This is a genomic window from Streptomyces sp. NPDC048001 (genome assembly GCF_043203115.1).
In the GTDB taxonomy this organism is placed as follows: domain Bacteria; phylum Actinomycetota; class Actinomycetes; order Streptomycetales; family Streptomycetaceae; genus Streptomyces; species Streptomyces sanyensis.
This window is the reverse complement of sequence record NZ_JBIDBN010000022.1, coordinates 34,512-53,400: the sequence shown is the minus strand read 5'-3', so window position 1 is coordinate 53,400 and position 18,889 is coordinate 34,512. Positions and strand designations below refer to the sequence as shown.

Annotated in this window: 13 protein-coding genes and 1 riboswitch; of the genes, 5 read left to right on the top strand and 8 right to left on the bottom strand. The window is 73.8% G+C overall.

What is annotated here, in order from left to right; all coding sequences use genetic code 11:
• Positions 1–17: 17 nt before the first annotated feature.
• Both ACGF15_RS28710 and ACGF15_RS28705 read right to left on the bottom strand, forming a co-directional pair.
• Complete coding sequence (locus ACGF15_RS28710) at positions 18–929, bottom strand: helix-turn-helix domain-containing protein (protein WP_345615940.1); 912 nt, start codon at positions 927–929, stop codon at positions 18–20.
• A gap of 531 nt (positions 930–1,460) precedes the next feature.
• Entirely contained in the window at positions 1,461–1,823 is a 363-nt protein-coding gene (locus tag ACGF15_RS28705; RefSeq protein ID WP_345615915.1) for a metalloregulator ArsR/SmtB family transcription factor, read from the bottom strand.
• 213 nt (positions 1,824–2,036) lie between these two features.
• On the opposite strand from ACGF15_RS28705, the gene ACGF15_RS28700 reads away from it, so the two are divergent.
• On the top strand, positions 2,037–3,401 hold the full coding sequence (locus tag ACGF15_RS28700; protein ID WP_362607192.1) for an NAD(P)-binding domain-containing protein: 1,365 nt from the start codon (positions 2,037–2,039) through the stop codon (positions 3,399–3,401).
• Positions 3,402–3,877: 476 nt separating this feature from the next.
• On the opposite strand, the gene metE is transcribed toward ACGF15_RS28700, so the two are convergent.
• The 4 genes from metE to aceA form a co-directional block, all read right to left on the bottom strand.
• A complete protein-coding gene (gene metE, locus ACGF15_RS28695) occupies positions 3,878–6,196 on the bottom strand; it encodes a 5-methyltetrahydropteroyltriglutamate--homocysteine S-methyltransferase (protein ID WP_392803177.1) in 2,319 nt (772 codons plus the stop codon).
• A 164-nt stretch (positions 6,197–6,360) separates the two neighbouring features.
• A riboswitch (cobalamin riboswitch) is annotated at positions 6,361–6,579 on the bottom strand.
• 197 nt (positions 6,580–6,776) lie between these two features.
• Positions 6,777–7,670, bottom strand: coding sequence for a 3-hydroxybutyryl-CoA dehydrogenase (locus ACGF15_RS28690; RefSeq protein ID WP_392803174.1), 894 nt, complete (start codon positions 7,668–7,670; stop codon positions 6,777–6,779).
• Complete coding sequence (gene aceB, locus ACGF15_RS28685) at positions 7,667–9,259, bottom strand: malate synthase A (protein ID WP_345615911.1); 1,593 nt, start codon at positions 9,257–9,259, stop codon at positions 7,667–7,669. The genes ACGF15_RS28690 and aceB overlap by 4 nt, the downstream gene beginning before the upstream one ends.
• 107 nt (positions 9,260–9,366) lie before the next feature.
• Positions 9,367–10,650 (bottom strand): isocitrate lyase, encoded by a 1,284-nt coding sequence (aceA, locus tag ACGF15_RS28680; protein ID WP_345615910.1) that lies wholly within the window; start codon positions 10,648–10,650, stop codon positions 9,367–9,369.
• A 390-nt stretch (positions 10,651–11,040) separates the two neighbouring features.
• Here aceA and ACGF15_RS28675 point away from each other — a divergent pair, with 390 nt between their 5' ends.
• Positions 11,041–12,492: a short-chain fatty acyl-CoA regulator family protein gene (locus ACGF15_RS28675; protein WP_392803171.1), complete on the top strand. Its 1,452-nt coding sequence runs from the start codon at positions 11,041–11,043 to the stop codon at positions 12,490–12,492.
• Positions 12,493–12,564: 72 nt separating this feature from the next.
• On the opposite strand, the gene ACGF15_RS28670 is transcribed toward ACGF15_RS28675, so the two are convergent.
• Positions 12,565–13,656 carry a winged helix DNA-binding protein gene (locus ACGF15_RS28670; protein ID WP_392803168.1) on the bottom strand — a complete coding sequence of 364 codons (1,092 nt, stop codon included), beginning with the start codon at positions 13,654–13,656 and terminating at the stop codon, positions 12,565–12,567.
• Between the two features lie 213 nt (positions 13,657–13,869).
• Positions 13,870–14,817 carry a methionyl-tRNA formyltransferase gene (locus tag ACGF15_RS28665; protein WP_392803165.1) on the bottom strand — a complete coding sequence of 316 codons (948 nt, stop codon included), beginning with the start codon at positions 14,815–14,817 and terminating at the stop codon, positions 13,870–13,872.
• A 256-nt stretch (positions 14,818–15,073) separates the two neighbouring features.
• On the opposite strand from ACGF15_RS28665, the gene ACGF15_RS28660 reads away from it, so the two are divergent.
• The 3 genes from ACGF15_RS28660 to ACGF15_RS28650 all read left to right on the top strand — a co-directional run bounded on the left by ACGF15_RS28660 (position 15,074) and on the right by ACGF15_RS28650 (position 18,825).
• Positions 15,074–16,411 carry a lysine N(6)-hydroxylase/L-ornithine N(5)-oxygenase family protein gene (locus tag ACGF15_RS28660; RefSeq protein ID WP_392803162.1) on the top strand — a complete coding sequence of 446 codons (1,338 nt, stop codon included), beginning with the start codon at positions 15,074–15,076 and terminating at the stop codon, positions 16,409–16,411.
• Positions 16,412–16,624: 213 nt separating this feature from the next.
• Positions 16,625–17,686, top strand: coding sequence for an iron ABC transporter permease (locus ACGF15_RS28655; RefSeq protein WP_345615905.1), 1,062 nt, complete (start codon positions 16,625–16,627; stop codon positions 17,684–17,686).
• 80 nt (positions 17,687–17,766) lie between these two features.
• Entirely contained in the window at positions 17,767–18,825 is a 1,059-nt protein-coding gene (locus tag ACGF15_RS28650; protein WP_392803159.1) for a FecCD family ABC transporter permease, read from the top strand.
• The last annotated feature ends 64 nt before the right edge of the window (positions 18,826–18,889 follow it).

The window sequence follows — 18,889 nt, the reverse complement described above, 5'->3', positions numbered from 1 at the left end:
AAGGGGGGCGTCGCGTGCTAGCCGGCGAGCGCGGTTCCTCGGCTCTTTCGGAACTCCCGGGGCGTGACGCCGTACCGGTCCCTGAACAGGCGGCTGAAGTGCGAAGCCCCGTAGAACCCCGAGCGTTCGCCGATCGCCGCGATGGACAGGTGGTCGAATCGGGGGTCGGCCATCTCGGACCGGCAGCGGGCGAGCCGCTCGTCCCTGATCCAGCGCGCCGGGCTGGCGTTGTGCTCGTGGAAGATCTTCTGCAGGTAGCGCAGCGAGACGTTGTGCTGCTGGGCCACGACCGACGGGCAGAGGTCGGGGTCGGAGAGCCGCTCCCTGATGAACGCCTGGATGCTGAGCATCAGCGTCGGCCGGCCCGTTCCCGACTCCTCGGCCATCGCGCGCAGCCGCTCCGCGAAGAGCGCCGCGGCCAGCCCGGCCATGCTGCCGCCGAGCAGGTCGATGCCGGTGTCGACATGCTCGGCGTGCTGTTCGAGGCCGACGAGCAGGTTGGACAGCAGTGCTCCGAGGCCGTGCGATCCGGGCCACACCTTGGCGGTGAGCATCTCGGTGTCCTTCGCCGTCAGGCCCATCAGGCGGCGCGGCATCATGAGGGCCACCATGCGGAAGCGCTCCGGCATGACGACCTTGTACGGACGGGAGCTGTCGTAGCAGACGAGCTGGGCGCCCCGGGCCGTCGCGTGCTTCCCGTCCTGGAACACCAGGATCTCGCCGACCAGGGGGCGGCAGATGCTCAGCTGCCCTTCCCCGTGCGGTGCGAGCAGCCTGCCGGGTCTGATCATCTCGTGAGGGCCGCCCTCGACGAGCAGCGCCCGCACTTCGCCGAACCTGTTGCTCACCGTCGTTCCGTGCGGTTCTTCGTCGTGCTCCCGGATAATCTGCACACGGTCGTGGGACCGTGCGGTCACGTTGAAGCGCATCGCGGTCCGGCTCTCGGTTCGAACATCGACACGTGTCATCGGCCACATCCCCCCGTCTACTGAGGATTCAGGGGCACTCTTCACGACACGGCCGCACCACATGGCCGCCGCACCCGCGATGGGTGCGGGAGTCACCCCCTGCATCCGTAAGCCGCATCCATTGGAACATACCAGGATGCTGGTTTTCTATAGCGTTCGATTGCTGGACGGAGCTACCGCAGGCATGTGCCGCAGGCCCGCACCCGGTCCTGGCTGCGCCGACGGCTTGGGTGGACCCGTGCCGGCGCGCACGGCCGGGCCCCTGACGGAACGCAACTCGGTCAGGCCGTGTGCGCGATTCGTCAAACGGGGCCCGTGCCGCCCGTCGGCGGGGCGCCCCGTGGCGCGGGTGGCTGCCCCGCGGGGCCTCGCTCGCGGCGGCGTGCAGTGCTCGCGACGGCGTGCGGGGTGTCCCCCGGTGGGGCCGCCGGGTGGTCGCCGCCCTCGCGCGACCGGGCGCGGTGCGCGTGCGGTGGGGCCGGCTCCGGGACGTCAGGTCGCGGCGGCCTGGGTGAGCAGTGCGCCCATCGCCGCCAGGGCGGCCGGCTCGACGCGGTAGTAGACCCAGGTGCCCCGCCGCTCGGAGGAGAGCAGCCCGGCCTCCCTGAGCTTCTTCAGATGGTGGGAGACGGTCGGCTGGGAGACGCCCACGTCCGAGATGTCGCACACGCAGGCCTCGCCGCCCTGGTGGGAGGCGACCGCCGAGAACAGCCGCAGGCGGACCGGGTCGCCCAGCGCCTTGAACATGACGGCGGTCCGCTCGGCCTCCTCGGCGGTCAGGGGCCGCTCGGTGAGCGGCGGGCAGCACCAGTCGCCCTCGGGCTTGAGCAGCGGCAGGTCCCTGGTCCTCGGCATGTCCCTATGTTGACACATGTCGAAGCAGCGGGTCCCGGGGTCACCGGGTCGCGACGCCGCCCGCCGGGGGGCGGTGGAAGTACGGGGGCCGCCATGACGCCCGGGCCGCCCTCCGCGCCATGATTCGATGAACGTCTATGTTGACGCATGTCGAATCAAGTGTCACTCTGGCGGCACAAGGCATCGACGGATATCGAATCAATGAGGAGTGCCGTGAGCACCACAGCCACCGACCACCTGCCCGTCCTCGTGATCGGCGCCGGACCCGCCGGCCTGGCGGCCGCCTCCCATCTCCTGGGACGGGGCATCGAGCCCCTGGTCCTGGAGGCGGGCCCGGGCGCCGGTGCGGCGGTGCGCGAGTGGGCACACCTGCGGCTGTTCTCCACCTGGGGCGAGGTCGTCGACCCGGCGGCCGGGAAGCTGCTGGCGTCCACCGGCTGGGTGGCGCCCGACGCGAAGGCGTACCCGACCGGCGGCGACTGGGTGGAGCGGTACCTCGAGCCGCTGGCCGAGGCCCTCGGCGGCCGGGTCCGCTACGGCGCCACCGTCACCGGCGTCTCCCGCGCCGGGCGCGACCGGATCGTGGACGCGGACCGCGAGGCCCGGCCCTTCGCCGTGCACCTCGCGTACGCCGGCGGACGTGAGGAGCGCATCCTCGCCCGGGCGGTGATCGACGCCTCCGGAACCTGGTCCACGCCGGGACCGGCTGCCGCCTCCGGCCTCCCGGCCCTGGGGGAGAAGGCCGCCGCCGCACGGATCGCCTACCGCGTCCCCGACCTGAGGGACCCGGCCGTCCGCGCCCGCTACGCGGGCAGGCGCACCGCCGTCATCGGCTCCGGCGCCTCCGCCTTCACCGCGCTCGCCGCGCTGGCCGACCTGGCCGCGTCGGAGGGCGGCGCGGGGACGAAGGCGCTGTGGATCCTGCGCAGGGGGATCTCCGGCTCCACCTTCGGCGGCGGCACCGCCGACCAGCTCCCCGCCCGCGGCGCCCTCGGCCTCGCCGCCAGGGCCGCCGTGGACGAGGGCCACGCCGAGGCGGTCACCGGCTTCCGCACCGAGGCGATCGAACGCGACGGCGACCGCCTCGTCCTCGTGGCCGAGGACGGCCGGCGCCTCGACCCGGTCGACGAGATCATCGTCCTCACCGGTTTCCGTCCCGACCTGTCCTTCCTCGGCGAACTCCGCCTGGACCTCGACGAGCGCCTCCAGGCGCCGGTCCGGCTCGCCCCGCTGATCGACCCCAACCAGCACTCCTGCGGCACCGTCTACCCGCACGGCGTGAAGGAGCTCTCGCACGCCGAGTCCGGCGTCTACCTGGTCGGCATGAAGTCCTACGGGCGCGCTCCGACCTTCCTCGCCCTCACCGGCTACGAGCAGGTCCGCTCCGTGGCCGCCGCCCTCGCCGGCGACCACGAGGCCGCCGGACGCGTCGAACTCGCCCTCCCCGAGACCGGCGTCTGCGGAGGCTCCGGCCTCTTCGACCAGCCCGAGACCGGCGAGACGGCCGGCGAGGGCGGCTGCTGCGCCCCCGTGCCGGTCCCTCTCGGCACGACCGGATCCGCACCCTCCGGCGGCTGACGCAGCCCGCAGCCCGCAGCCCACCCGGCCGGCGTCCGCGCACGGTGGCGGCCGGACCGCGGCACCGCACCCCGAGGCCCCCTGGACGCAGCGCATCTGACGGGGCAACTGCCGACCGGGGCGCCGAAGGCCGCCACCGCGCACGGCAGGCCGGCCGCAGGGGCGCGTGACCGGGGGAAGCGGGTGCCGGCCCCGCCGGCCAGACTGCCCACGGTGGTGGACCACCGCCCCCGTCGGGGGCCGGACCCCGCGGACCGCGGCCTCGGGTACGCCGAGAACCTCTTCCGCACGGCACCTCGCCGAACAGCCCGCCCGCAGCGCCCAGGTCCGCCCGCCGGCCCCGTACGACGGGCCGGGCCGGCGGGCGGTGCCGGGCACCGGGTCCGGGGCGGCCGGCACCTGCTCCCGGGTCATCCGCGGCCTACCGCGGGGCCGGGGCGCAGCCGCGCCCCGGCCCCGGCAGACCGAGGAGAGGGTCAGGACGTCGCGAGCTCACCGCGGACGGTGCGGGCGGCGGCGACCAGGTTCTCCAGCGAGGACCGCGTCTCCGGCCACCCGCGGGTCTTCAGGCCGCAGTCCGGGTTGACCCACAGCCGCTCGGCGGGGATGGCCTCCAGCCCCGTGCGCAGCAGCCCGGCGGCCTCCTCGGCGCTCGGGACGCGCGGGGAGTGGATGTCGTACACGCCGGGGCCCGCCTCGCGCGGGTAGCCGTGCGAGGCCAGCTCGCGGGCCACCTGCATACGGGAGCGGGCGGCCTCCAGGCTGATGACGTCCGCGTCGAGGTCGTCGATGGCCTGGACGACGTCCCCGAACTCGGCGTAGCACATGTGGGTGTGGATCTGCGTGTCCGGGCGGACCCCGCTGGTGCTCAGCCGGAACGCCTCGGTAGCCCACGCCAGATAGGCGGCCCGGTCGGCGGCCCGCAGCGGGAGGGTCTCGCGCAGCGCCGGCTCGTCGACCTGGATCACCGAGCTCCCCGCCGCCTCCAGGTCGTCCACCTCGTCGCGCAGGGCGAGCGCGACCTGGCGCGCGGTGTCGCCGAGCGGCTGGTCGTCCCGGACGAAGGACCAGGCCAGCATGGTGACCGGACCGGTGAGCATGCCCTTCACGGGCCGGTCCGTGAGGGACTGGGCGTACGTCGTCCAACGGACCGTCATCGGCTCGGGCCGCGAGATGTCGCCCGCGAGGATCGGCGGGCGGACGTAGCGGGTGCCGTAGGACTGGACCCAGCCGTGCTGCGTGGCGAGATAGCCCGTGAGCTGCTCGGCGAAGTACTGGACCATGTCGTTGCGCTCGGGCTCGCCGTGCACCAGGACGTCCAGACCGCTCTTCTCCTGGAAGGCGATCACCTCCTGGATCTCCGCCCTGATGCGCTCCTCGTACCCGGCCGGGCCGATGCGGCCGGCACGCAGCTCGGCGCGGGCGGTGCGCAGTTCCGCGGTCTGCGGGAAGGAGCCGATGGTGGTGGTCGGCAGCAGCGGCAGGCCGAGGTGGGCACGCTGGGCGGCGGTGCGCTCGGCGTACGGCTGGGAGCGGCGTGCGTCGGCCTCGGTCACCGCAGCGGCACGGGCCCGCACGGCGGGGTCGCGGGTGACGGGGGAGTCGGCGCGGGCGGCGAGGTCGGCGCGGTTGGCGGCCAGCTCGGCGGCGATGGCGCCGGTCCCCTGGGACAGGCCCTTGGCGAGGGTGGCGATCTCGGCGGTCTTCTGCCGGGCGAAGGCCAGCCAGCGCAGGAGCTGCGGGTCGATGTCCCGCTCGGCCGCCGCGTCCAGGGGCACGTGGAGCAGTGAGCAGGAGGCGGCCACGTCGACCCGGTCGGCCAGACCCAGCAGGGTGCCGAGCGTGGACAGGGACGCGGTGAGGTCGTTGACCCAGACGTTCCGGCCGTTGACGACGCCGGCGACCAGGCGCTTGCCCGGCAGCCCGCCCGCGGCGGCGAGCGCGTCCAGGTTGGCGGCGGCGGCCCCGGTGAAGTCCAGGGCGAGACCCTCGACCGGGGCCTTGGCGAGCAGGGGCAGCGTCTCGCCGAGCCGGTCGAAGTACGAGGCGACCAGCAGCCGGGGCCGGTCAATGAGAGAGCCCAGCTCGCGGTAGGCGCGTTCGGCCGCGTTCAGCTCGGCCGGGGTGCGGTCCTGCACGAGCGCGGGCTCGTCGAGCTGCACCCACTCGGCGCCCGCCGCGCGCAGGTCGGCCAGCACCTCGGCGTAGACGGGCAGCAGCCGGTCCAGCAGGGTCAGCGGGTCGAAGCCGGCGGGGACGCCGGGGGCGGGCTTGGACAGCAGGAGGTAGGTCACGGGTCCGACGAGGACCGGTCGGGCCGCGAGACCGAGGGCCAGCGCCTCCTTCACCTCGCCGACCTGCTTGGCCGGGTCCGCCGCGAACGCGGTGTCCGGTCCCAGCTCGGGCACCAGGTAGTGGTAGTTGGTGTCGAACCACTTGGTCATCTCCAGCGGCGCCACCTCCTGCGTGCCGCGGGCCATGGCGAAGTAGCCGTCCAGGGCGTCGGCCGCGACGGCGGTGCGGTGGCGCTCGGGGATCGCGCCGACCATGACGGTGGTGTCCAGGACGTGGTCGTAGTACGAGAAGTCGCCGGTCGGCACCTCGTGGACGCCGGCGTCGGCGAGCTGCCGCCAGTTCTCCCGGCGCAGCTCGGCGGCCGTGCCACGGAGGGCGTCGGCGGTGACGCGGCCCTTCCAGTAGCCCTCGATCGCCTTCTTCAGTTCCCGGTTCCGCCCCTGGCGGGGGTAGCCGTACACGGTGGGCCGTGCTGCCGCGGCTGCGGACTTCGCTGTCACGGAGATCTCCTTCGCGAGATGAATCCCTGAGATCCCGGAGACGGGACGAGAGCGCGAAGGAACGGCGGACCGGACGGGAACGATCCCGCGCGGCAAGACGCGGTCGACCGCCTGGTGTGATCGCCGACCCGCCCTCGAGGTCACCGGGATTCCGCGCGCGAGCGGGTCGCACGCGGGCAGTCGGCAGGTCTTCGGACTCGCGGGCTCGCCCTCCCGGGGGAGGACACCTACTGGCCGTCGCTTCCCAGGCCCTTCGGGCCCAGTGCGTATGACGGCGGTCGTTCCCGCTCACCGCTGCGGGGCAGTCCCGGATTCCCACCGGGTTCCCTCTTACGACGCATCCCGCCTGGCGGACGGGGCGAACCAGCTGCACCGGGAAGCCTACGGGTAGTCGCATTGGAACGTACGCAGGTGTCCGTCATCCGGATGGGATCCGTCTCACGCGGGCACCGCCCCGGCCCCTGCCGGGGACGGGAGCCGGGCGCCGCCCGCACCCGCCGCGGGGCGGGAAGCGCGGCATCCGCGCCTCCCGCCCTCTGCCGCCCCCGGGACCCTCACCCCGGCGGGCGGTGCGGGCCCCTCAGCCCGCGTCCGGACCGGGCGGTCGGCCCCGGTCGTAGGTGTGGAACCCCCGCCCGCTCTTCCGGCCGAGGAGCCCCGCCTCGACCATGCGCTGCAGCAGCGGCGGCGGCGCGTAGAGCGGCTCGCGGAACTCCTCGTACAGGGACCGTGCGATCGAGGCGACGGTGTCCAGGCCGATCAGGTCGGCGAGCTTCAGTGGCCCCATGGGATGGGCGCAGCCCAGCTCCATGCCCGCGTCGATGTCGGCCGCGGTCGCGAAGCCCGACTCCGCCATCCGGACGGCGGACAGCAGGTACGGGACGAGCAGCGCGTTGACGACGAAGCCCGACCGGTCCTGGGAGCGGATCACCGTCCTGCCGAGTGTGCCGGTGGCGAAGTCCCGCACGGCGGCGATCGTCCCGGGGGAGGTGTGCAGGGAGCCGACGACCTCGACCAGCGGCAGCACCGGGACCGGGTTGAAGAAGTGCAGCCCCACCACCCGGTCGGCGCGCCCGGTCGCCATCCCGAGCCGCATGACCGGCAGGGAGGAGGTGTTGGTCGCCAGCACCGCGCCCGGATCCTCGACGATCTTGTCCAGCGCCGCGAACACCTCGGTCTTGGCCGCCGGGTTCTCCACCACCGCCTCGACGACGAGCTGCCGGTCCGCGAGGTCGTCGAGGGTGCCGGTGAAGACCATCCGGGCGAGCGCGTCCCGGGCGTCCGCCTCCTCGGCCTTGCCCCGCCGGACCGCCCGGTCGAGCGAGGCCACCACCCGGTCCCGCGCGGCGCGGGCGGCGGTGGCGTCCACCTCGCACACCACCGTGTCCAGCCCCGCCCGCGCGCAGACCTCCGCGATGCCTGCCCCCATCTGTCCGCCGCCGACCACGCCGACGCGCCGGATGTCCCCGCTCACGCCCCCGCCCCCGTCCGCCGCACCAGGTGCTCCGTGTAGGCCTCGGGGGTGAAGAACAGCGGCAGTTCGCCGCCCAGCGCCGTCCGCTCGAACAGCCCGCGGACCTCGTCGAGCGGAGCCCACGGGTACGCGGCACCGAGGGCGGCGAGTTCGTCGTCGAGGATGCCGAGCACCTCCTCCCTGCCGATCACCCGGTGCCGCAGCCACTGCCAGATCTGCACACGCGCGATCTCGGCGGTCGCCGCGTCCTCCATCAGCCCGTCCACGGCGACCGCGCCCCGGCCGCGGAGCCAGGCGGAGAAGTACCGCAGTGCGACCGCGACGTTGGTGCGCACGCCCTCGGGCGTCGGCGGGCCGCTGATCCTGCGCACCGACAGCAGGTCGGCGGGCGCTGCCTCCACGTCCCCGCGGGTGCGGTCGAGCTGGTGGGGCCGGTCGCCGAGGACGCCGTCGAAGACCTCCCGGCACACCCGCACCAGCGCCGGGTGGGCGACCCAGGAGCCGTCGAAGCCGTCCTCGGCCTCGCGCTCCTTGTCCAGACGGACCGTGGCGAGCGCCGCTGCGTCGGCGGCCGGGTCCTTCTGCGGCACCTGGGCGGCCATCCCGCCGATGGCGTGGGCGCCGCGCTTGTGGCAGGTGCGGACGAGGAGTTCGGTGTAGGCCCGCATGAACGGGGCGGCCATCGTCACCTTCGCCCGGTCCGGCAGGAGGAAGTCCGTGCGGTGACCGAACGTCTTGATCAGGCTGAACAGGTAGTCCCAGCGACCGGCGTTGAGACCGGCGCTGTGCTCGCGCAGCTCGTAGAGGATCTCCTCCATCTCGAAGGCGGCGGTGATCGTCTCGATGAGGACGGTCGCCCGGACCGTGCCGCGCGGGATGCCGAGCAGCTCCTGCGCGAGGACGAAGACGTCGTTCCACAGCCGCGCCTCGTAGCGGTTCTCCAGCTTCGGCAGGTAGAAGTACGGACCCCGGCCCGCGTCGATCTGGCGCCGGGCGCAGTGGAAGAAGTACAGGCCGAAGTCGACGAGGGCGGCGGGCACGGGGGCGCCGTCGTACTCCAGGTGCGCCTCGTCGAGGTGCCAGCCGCGCGGGCGGACCATGAGGGTGGCGACCCGGTCGCCCAGGTGGTGCTCCGTGCCGTCCGCCGTGCCGAAGTCGATGCGGCCTTCGATCGCGTCGAGCAGGGCGAGCTGACCACCGACGATGTTGTTCCAGGTGGGGGCGGTGGCGTCCTCGAAGTCCGCCATCCACACCTGCGCACCCGAGGTGAGCGCGTCGACGGCCGTCCGGCGGTCGGGCGGCCCGGTGATCTCCACCCGCCGGTCGCTCAGTCCGGGCGCGGGCGGCGCCACCTGCCAGGAGTCGTCGGCGCGGACCGCGGCGGTGGCCAGGGGGAAGCCGAGCGGTGAGCCCGAGGCCAGGCGCAGCGCCTGCCTGCGGCGCTCCTTCATCAGGTCCCGGCGGCGCTCGCCGAACGCGGCGACCAGCCGGCCGACGAAGTCCAGGGCGGCGGGGGTGAGGATCTCGTCGTGCCGGTGGCGCGGAGCGGCGAGCACGCGGATGCGGCGGGGCGGTGCGAGGGTGGTCATCGGAGTTCTCCTCGAAGAGGGGAGCGGAGGGCGGCGGAGACGGTCGTCCGCCCTCCGCCCCTGCCAGGGGCGGGCCGGATGCGCGAGGGGCGCCCGGCTCGGGCGGCCTAGTGGAACTGCTCCTCCTCCGTGGACCCGGCCAGGGCTGTGGTGGAGGAGGCGGGGTTGACGGCGGTGGAGACAAGGTCGAAGTAGCCGGTGCCGACCTCGCGCTGGTGCCTGACGGCGGTGAAGCCCTGCTCCTGGGCGGCGAACTCGCGCTCCTGGAGGTCGACGTAGGCGGTCATGCCCTGCTCGGCGTAGCCGCGGGCGAGGTCGAACATGCCGTGGTTGAGGGAGTGGAAGCCGGCCAGGGTGATGAACTGGAACCGGTAGCCCATCGCCCCCAGCTCGCGCTGGAACTTGGCGATCTGGTCGTCGTCGAGGGCGGCCTTCCAGTTGAACGACGGCGAGCAGTTGTACGCGAGCATCTGGTCCGGGTACCGCGCGTGGACGGCCTCGGCGAACTCGCGGGCCTGCGCCAGGTCCGGAGTGCCCGTCTCCACCCAGATCAGGTCGGCGTACGGGGCGTAGGCGAGGCCGCGGGCGATCACCGGCTCCATGCCGTTCCGGACCCGGTAGAAGCCCTCGGCGGTGCGCTCGCCGGTGCAGAAGCGGGCGTCGCGCTCGTCCACGTCACTGGTGAGCAGGTTCGCGGCGAGGGCGTCGGTGCGGGCGATGACCACGGTCGGCGTGTCGGCGATGTCGGCCGCCAGCCGGGCCGCGTTCAGCGTGCGGATGTGCTGCGCGGTGGGGACGAGGACCTTGCCGCCGAGGTGGCCGCACTTCTTCTCCGAGGCCAGCTGGTCCTCGTAGTGGATACCGGCCGCTCCGGCGGCGATCATCGCCTTGGTCAGCTCGAAGGCGTTCAGCGGCCCGCCGAAGCCCGCCTCGGCGTCGGCGACGATCGGCGCGAGCCAGTCGGTGGTGTCGCCGGCGCCCTCGGCGGTGGCGATCTGGTCCGCGCGCAGCAGCGCGTTGTTGATCCTGCGGACCACCTGGGGAACGGAGTTGGCCGGGTACAGGCTCTGGTCGGGGTAGGTGTGGCCCGCCAGGTTGGCGTCGGCCGCCACCTGCCAGCCGGACAGGTAGATCGCCTGCAGCCCGGCCTTGACCTGCTGAACGGCCTGTCCGCCGGTGAGTGCGCCGAGCGCGTGGACGTAGTCGCGCTCGTGCAGCCGGCGCCACAGCCGCTCGGCACCGCGCCGGGCCAGGGTGTGCTCCTCGCGGACGCTGCCGGAGAGCCGGACCACGTCCTCGGCCGTGTGCGTGCGCTCGATCCCCTGCCACCTGGGGTCGGTGGCCCAGCGCCGCGCGAGTTCCCCGGCCGCCTGCGTCCTCGCCTCTGCCATGACTGTCACCGTCTCCTCGGTCTGTTGTGTCTGCCAATGCGAAGCCGTTCGGCCTTCGATGGCACTGGGTGTCTCCTGAGAGGGTGCGGCCCGCCGCCCCCCCCGTAAAGGGTGGGTGTGAGCAATGCTGCCGGTGCAAAACCCCACCATCGCCGGGATCTCCGACGTCAGGGCCGTGAATCGTGCCCCGGTTCCCGGTGGTGCCACCGGTTCCGGCGGGCCGCACTACGACTGTGACACTGGCACCCAGTGCCATCAACCGTGGATGCCTGCCACGTTCTGCCAATCTTTCTCCCGGCCTTTGCCAAGATTGCGAAGGTCGAAGCGGCGGTTCGGTCACGTAGGCTGACCGGCACGCGGTGCGGCAGGAGGGGCAGGAGGGAGCGGACGGTGGGCAAGACCTACGCGGGAGCGCGCCTGCGCCGGCTGCGCGAGGACCGGCGGATGAGCCAGGCGGAGCTCGCCCGTGCCCTGGGCATCTCCCCGAGCTACCTCAACCAGATGGAGCACGACGCCCGGCCGCTCACCGTGCCCGTCCTGCTCAGGTTGACCGAGACCTTCGGGGTCGACCCCGGGTTCTTCTCCGAACGGGACACCACACGCCTGGTCGCCGATCTGAGGGAGGCCCTCGCCGGTGAGATCGCCAAGGGGCGCGTCACCCCCGCCGATCTCGCCGAACTCGCCGCCCGGATGCCCGCGGCGGCCGGGGTCCTGCTCGACCTGGGCCGCCGCAACCAGCAGCTCTCCGAGCGCCTGGCCGGCGCGGCCGACGGGCGGGACGGCGAGCCCGCCGCGGTGACCTCGCCCCACGAGGAGGTCCGGGACTTCTTCTACCGCCGCCAGAACTACCTGCACGACACCGACCTCGCGGCCGAGGACCTGGCCGCGGACATCGGCATCCGGCCCGGCGAGGTGATCGGCGCCCTCACCGCCAGACTCGCCGGCGCCCACGGCGTCCACCTGGCGGCCGAGAGCGGGGACCGGCTGCACCACTACGACGAGGCCACCCGGGTCCTCCACCTCTCCACCAGGCTGCGGCCCGGCCGGCGGGCCTTCCGCATGGCCACCCAGCTCGCCCTGCTCGAACACGGCGACGCCATCGGCCTCCTGGCCGCCGAGGACTTCCCGCGCGGCTCCGAGACGCACAGCCTGGTCCGCATCGGCATCGCCCACTACTTCGCCGCCGCACTGATCCTGCCGTACACCGCCTTCCACTCCGCGGCCGAGGAGGCGCGGTACGACATCGAACGGCTCACCGACCGCTACGGCCTCGGGTACGAGACGGTCTGCCACCGGCTGAGCACCCTCCAGCGCCCCCGGCTGCGGGGCGTGCCCTTCTCCTTCGTCCGCGTGGACCGGGCGGGCAACATGTCCAAGCGCCAGTCCGCCACCGGCTTCCACTTCTCCCGGGCCGGCGGCACCTGCCCCCTGTGGAACGTCTACGAGGCGTTCGCCGCCCCGGGCCGCATCCATGTGCAGATCGCCGAGATGCCCGACGGCCGCCGCTACCTGTGGACCGCCCGCGCCGTCACCCGCCACCGCGGCGGCTGGGGCGAAGCCGGCAGGACCTACGCCGTCGGCCTCGGCTGCGAGATCCGCCACGCCCACCGTCTCGTGTACTCCGACGGCCTCGACCTGGACAACACCTCCGCGGCCACCCCGATCGGCATGGGCTGCCGCGTCTGCGAACGCCTCGACTGCTCCCAGCGCGCCGCACCGCCGCTCGGCCGGACACTGCTCATCGACCACAACAGCAGCACCTTCGTGCCCTACCCGGTCACCGGAGAGGGGCCCGCGGGGCGGGGCCGCGCCGTGCCCCCCGGGCGACCCGGCCCGGCCTGAGGTCCCCGCGCCGTACCCGCGCCGTACCCGCACCTTCCGCGGACCGGTCCGCGGGGTCCGGGTGCCCGGGGCTCAGCCGCCCGTGCGCAGCACCGTTCCCGGGGTGCCGAAGTAGTCCCCGGCCGCCACCTCCTGCCCGTCCTCGGTGCGCAGCAGGTGCACCACGAGCCCGTGGTCGTCCTGTCGCGGGCTCTCCGGACCCGTCACGATCACCACCCCCTCGGGCTCGTGGGGGAGCACCAGTCCGGGCCGGCCCGGGTAGCGGTCCGCGGAGACCTCGGCGGAGAGGAGCTCCAGGCGCCTGCCCCTGTGGTGGGTGTACGCCGTGGGGTGTTCGCCGCGCCGCCTTCTGACGAGCGCCTCGATCTCCGGGGCCGGACGGGTCCAGTCGATGCGTCCGTCCTCGGGGGAGCGGGGGCGGACCACGTCCGCTACCGGGGCGGCAGGGACGTGCCCGGTGCCCTCGTGGACGACGTTGGCCCGGGTGAGTTCGAGGTGGGCGTGGACGCGGCGCAGCAGCGAGGACAGCTGGTCCCGTTCCGCGGGGCCCAGCGGGGCCATCAGCTCGTCGTCCGCCCGCGCGATGTCGGCGTTGAGGTCGTCCAGGGCGCTTCGGCCCTCGGGGGTGAGCCGTACGTCGACCCTGCGGCGGTCCCCGGTCCGGCGCACGCACTCCACGTGCCCGGCCTTGGCCAGATCTCCCACGATCTTGGCCAGGTCGCTCGCGTTCATGTCCAGCCGCGAGGCCAGGACCCCCTTCGGCTGGGGGCCGAGGTCGGCGACCATGGCCAGGACGGTCAGGTGCCACAGCCGCAGGCCTCTGGCCCCCAGTCGCTCCGAGAGCCTGCGCCGCGCGGCCTTGCCCGCCGCGTACATGAGGTACGCGTTGAGGCCCAGCACGCTGGGGGGCGTGGTCCGCATCCGGGGCGGGCCCGCGGTCCCGCGGCGGGCGTGCGGTGCCTCGGGGCGGCTCCCCCAGGCCCCTTCCGTGGGGTCGCCGGTGGTGGGCGCGCCCGCGGCCCGGGGCGCGGGCCCGTCGGCCAGGTCCCCGCCGAGGGCGCGCAGCACCCCGGCCCAGTCGGTCGGCGTGTTCGACAGCCCGATGAACGCGAACCTGGCTCCGGAGGGATCCTGAGCGGTCCCCGAGACGACCGATGGCTCCATGGCCCTTCCCCTCTCCCCGTTGAGACGGCGCCCCGCCGGCCTCCCCCGGGCTGCGCCGTGGTCGCGGCCGTGGCCGGGGGCATGCCGGGTATCCCCTTGACGAGGCATCACATAAGGTTAGCCTAACCTATCTATGAGGTCCGGGTCCGGAGCGCCCGGGCCTGCACGGAGGGGCGGGGTGGCGGCCCGGGTGCTCCCGGGCGTCCGCGGGGCTCAGGGCCGTGCGGTGAGGTAGCCGCCCAGGGAGGTGAAGTACTCCGGTGCGGGCAGCTCGCGCCCGTCCTCGGTCCGCACCCGGGTCAGGGCGAGTCCGCGGTTGGCGCCGGTGTGCGCGTCCGGGCCGGCCACGATCACCACGCCGTCGCCCTCGCGGTGGAAGATGCGCCCCGGCGTGCCGCCGTAGCGGCCCTCGGAGAGGACGGCGGACAGTACCTCCAGGCGCCGGCCCCGATGGTGGGTGAAGGCGCTCGGATAGGGGGCGGACTGCGCGCGGACCAGTCGCTCGATCTCCTGCGCGGGGCGGCTCCAGTCGATGCGCCCGTCCTCGACCGAGCGCTTGTGGAAGAAGCTCGCCAGGGAGCGGTCCTGCGGGGTGAACTCCGTCTGCCCCGAGGCGATGAGGTCGAGGGCCCCGACGGTCACCGGCGCGATGAGCCCGACCGTCTTGTGGAAGAGGTCGGTGGCCGTGTCGGCGGGGCCGACCGGGACGGCCTCCTGCCGGACGATGTCGCCCGCGTCGAGTTCCTCGTTCATCAGGTGCGCGGTGACCCCCACCTCGCTCTCGCCGTTGATCAGTGCCCAGATCAGCGGGGAGAAGCCGGCGTACCGGGGGAGCAGGGAGTCGTGCACGTTGAGGGTCCCGTGGCGCGGGAGGGCGAACACGCGCTCCGGGATGTGGGTCCGCCAGTTGTTGGCGACGAAGACGTCCGCGTCGGCCTCCTTGAGCCGGGTCAGCAGCTCGTCGTCGTCGGGCCGGTTGCGGATCAGGACGGGGATGCCGTGCTCCTCGGCGAGCTCGGCGACCGAGTCGTTCCAGATCCTCTCGTAGGCGTGGTCGCTCCGGGGGTGCGTGACGGCCAGCACCACCTCGTGTTCGGAGTCCAGGAGGGCGCGGAGGGTCCGATGGCCCCAGGTCTGGTAGCCGAACATGACGACCCGCATGGGTTCCTCCTCGGGGCAGGGGATGGGCGGCGTCAGTAAAGCAAGGCTTACCTAAGTTTTCAACGGGGCGCATTCGGGGGCGTGTTGAGCCCCCCGCGCTCCTGCCGGTCCGAAATGTCCATCGACAGGGCAGGTCGGTGAGCTTAGCCTTGCCTAAGTTTTCGGCATGCCGTCCCGGCACGCCCGACCTCGCGTACATCCCTCGACCACAGGCCCGCCGTCTCCGCGCGGGCGGGCCCCGAACGGCGGGAGTGACATGGCACAGGCCGGTCCCGGCGGCGAGCCGCCGATCCACGACCTCATCGGTGTCGGCTTCGGTCCCTCCAACGTGGCCATGGCGCTCGCGCTCAGCGAGCACCGGGCCGGGCCGGACGCCGAGACGCCGAGCGCGCGCTTCTTCGAGCGGCAGCCCCGCTTCGGCTGGCACCGCGGGATGCTCATCGACGACGCGACGATGCAGGTCTCCTTCCTCAAGGACCTGGTGACCCTCCGGAACCCCGCCAGCGAGTACAGCTTCCTGTGCTACCTCAAGAGCCGGTCGCGCCTGGTCGACTTCGTCAACCACAAGAGCCTCTTCCCGCTGCGCGTGGAGTTCCACGACTACTTCGAGTGGGCGGCCTCGCACGTGGAGGACCTGGTCTCCTACGGCCACGAGGTCGTCGGCGTGGCCCCGGTCGTCGAGGGAGGGTCCTTACGGCACCTGGACGTGACGGTCCGCTCGGCCTCCGGCCTCTCGGTGCACCGGACGCGCAACCTGGTCCTCGGTACGGGGCTGAGCCCGCGGATGCCCGAGGGCGTGGAGCGCGGCGAGCGGATCTGGCACACCTCCGAACTGCTGTCCAGGGTGGAGGCGTTCCACCGGGCGCCGCCCTCCCGGATGATCGTGGTGGGGGCGGGCCAGAGCGCCGCGGAGAACGTCGCCTACCTCCACCGCCGCTTTCCCGAGGCCGAGGTCTGCGCCGTCTTCTCCCGCTACGGCTACAGCCCGGCAGACGACAGCGGCTTCGCCAACCGCATCTTCGACCCGGAGGCGGTGGACGACTTCTTCACCGCCCCGGAGGACGTCAAGCGCCGGCTGATGGACTACCACCGCAACACCAACTACTCCGTGGTGGACATCGACCTCATCGACGAGCTGTACCGGCAGGTGTACCGGGAGAAGGTGCTCGGCACCGAGCGACTGCGCTTCCTCAACGTCTCGCGCATCACCGAGGTCGTGGCCAAGCCCGACCTGGTACGGGCCACCGTCGCCTCCCTCGTGACGGGAGAGGAGACGGTGCTGGACGCGGACGCGGTGGTCTTCGCCACCGGCTACCGTCCCGCGGACCCCCTCGGACTGCTCGGCGCGGTCGCCGGGCACTGCCTGAGGGACGCGGAGGGCCGCGTGCGGGTGGAGCGCGACTACCGCATCGCGACCGAGGACTCCATGCGCTGCGGCATCTACCTCCAGGGCGGCACCGAGCACACCCACGGGATCACCTCCTCGCTGCTGTCCAACACGGCCGTCCGGGTCGGCGAGATCCTCCGGTCCATCCTCGAAGAAGCGCCCCGGCGGCTGCGCACCGCGGGCCGACCGGGGGGCAGCGCGGCCTGACCCACCCGCCCCGCCCCCACCGCCTCCGCCCGGAACCGCCGGAGCACGGACGCAACGCCGACCCGCACCTCCGGATCCCGACACCCCCGTGCACCCCGCACCGAGAAGCCGTCACCCCGTACACCCCGCACCGAGAACCGCCGTGCCGCGTCCGCCCGCGGCACCGGGCCGCCCCGGCCAGGCCCCCGCACCGGAAGGAAGACGACCATCTCCATGAGCACGATCGCGCGGGAGCGCCCCGCGCCCGAGAAGGCCCCCGGCGCTCCCCGCCGGGGCCGAGCCCGCGGGCTGGGCACGGTGTCGGGGGCACTCCTGCTCGCGACGGTCCTGTCCCTGGCCGTCGGGGCGCGCGCGCTGAGCCCGGCGGAGGTCTGGCACGGGCTGTTCGCCGCGCCGGAGGCCGACCAGCGACTCACCGAGATCCGCCTCATCGTGCACACCGTGCGGCTGCCGCGCACGGCCCTGGCCGTCGCGGCCGGGACGGCCCTGGGCGTCGGCGGGGCGCTGATCCAGGGCTTCACCCGCAACCCCGTCGCGGACACCGGGCTGCTCGGAGTGAACTCCGGGGCCTCCTTCGCCGTCGTGTCGGCCATCTCGCTCCTCGGGCTCGCCAACCCCTTCCACTACGTCTGGTTCGCCTTCCTGGGCGCAGCGGCCGCCGGTGCGGTGGTCTTCTCCCTGGCGAGCATCGGCCGGGGGGCGGGCAACCCGCTGACCCTCGCCCTCGCCGGCCAGGGGGTCACGGTGTTCCTCGCGGCCATGACCACCGCCGTCGCACTGTCGGACCAGGCCGCGCTGAACGCCCTGCGGTTCTTCAACGCGGGCTCGGTGGCCGGGACCGGCTTCGACGTCATCGGTCCGGTCACCGTGTTCATCGCCCTGGGGCTGGTCCTGGCGGCGAGCGTGCTCCCCTCGCTCAACCTGCTCACCCTGGGCGACGACGTGGCCCGCGGGCTGGGGGTGGGCGTCGCGCGCACCCGGATCGCCGGCATCGCGGCCGTCACCCTCCTCGCGGGCGCCGCGACGGCCGCCTGCGGTCCCATCGCCTTCCTCGGCCTGATGGTGGCGCACCTGGCCCGCCGTCTGACCGGCCCCGACTACCGCCTGCTGGTGCCGTACGCGGGCCTGCTCGGCGCCCTCGTCCTGCTCGTCTGCGACATCACCGGGCGCCTGGTGGTACGGCCGGGCGAGCTGGACGCCGGAGTCGTGGTGTCCCTCCTCGGGGCCCCGTTCTTCGCGCTGCTGGTGTGGCGCGGGAAGTTCAGGAACACATGAGGGGCCGGGAGCCGGGAGCCGTGGACACGGCGGGCGTGCGAGGCGCGGGGACGGCGGGGCCGAAGGGAGAGGGCGGTGCGGTGCCCGGGGCGGACGGGGGAGCGGTGCCCGGGGGCGTGCGGCTGGGCACGGTGTCCTTCGTGTGGCGGCCCTGGCCCCTGTGCACGGCGGTGCTGCTGGCGGCGGCGGCCTTCCTCGTCTTCTGCCTCTCCGTCGGCGTGGGGGAGTTCCCCATCGGGGTGCCCCGGGTGATCGCCACCATCGCCGGTGGGGGCGAGCCGGTGGACCGGTTCGTCGTGATGGACCTGCGGATGCCGCGGGCGCTGGCCGGACTCTGCGTCGGCGTCGCCCTGGGCGTGTCGGGCGCCGTCACCCAGTCCGTCGCACGCAACCCGCTGGCCAGCCCCGACATCCTGGGCATCACGGGGGGCGCCGGCATGGTCGCGGTGCTCCTGGTGACGGTCTCGGGCGGCACCGCCGCGGCCGTCGCGAACTCCGTGGGGGTCTCGGCGGCGGCGCTCGCGGGCGGACTCGCCGCCGGGCTGCTCGTGTACCTCCTGGCCTGGCGGCGCGGAATCGACGGCTTCCGCCTCGTCCTCATCGGCATCTCGGTCAGCGCCGTGACCCAGGCGATCACGACCTGGCTGCTCGTCACGGCGGACATCCGGGACGTGGGGCGGGCCCAGGCGTGGCTGGTCGGCTCGCTGGACAACCGGTCCTGGCGGGAGGTCCGGCCCGCGCTGTGGTGCACGCTCGTGCTCCTGGCGGTCGTCGCGGGTGTCGCCTTCCAGTTCAGGCCCCTGCACCTGGGCGACGACGTGGCCGCCGGTCTGGGGGTGCGCATCACCCCGGTGCGGGCGGTCCTGCTGCTCTGCGCGGTGCTCCTGGCCGCGGTGTCGGTGAGCGCGGCCGGTCCGGTTCCCTTCGTCGCCCTGGTCGCGCCGCAGGTGGCGATGCGCCTGGCACGCTGCCCGACGCCACCGCTCGCGGCCTCCGGGCTCGTGGGGGCGCTGCTGCTCATCGGTGCGGACCTCCTGGCGCGCACGGTGCTGCCGACGGCGCTCCCGGTCGGCGTGGTCACCGCGGCGGTGGGCGGCCCCTTCCTGGTGTACCTGCTGGTCCGGGCGAACCTGAGGTGAGCGCGGACGGCCTCCCCGACGGGGCACGAGGCACGACCCGCCAGGACGCGGGAGCCGCCCGGGC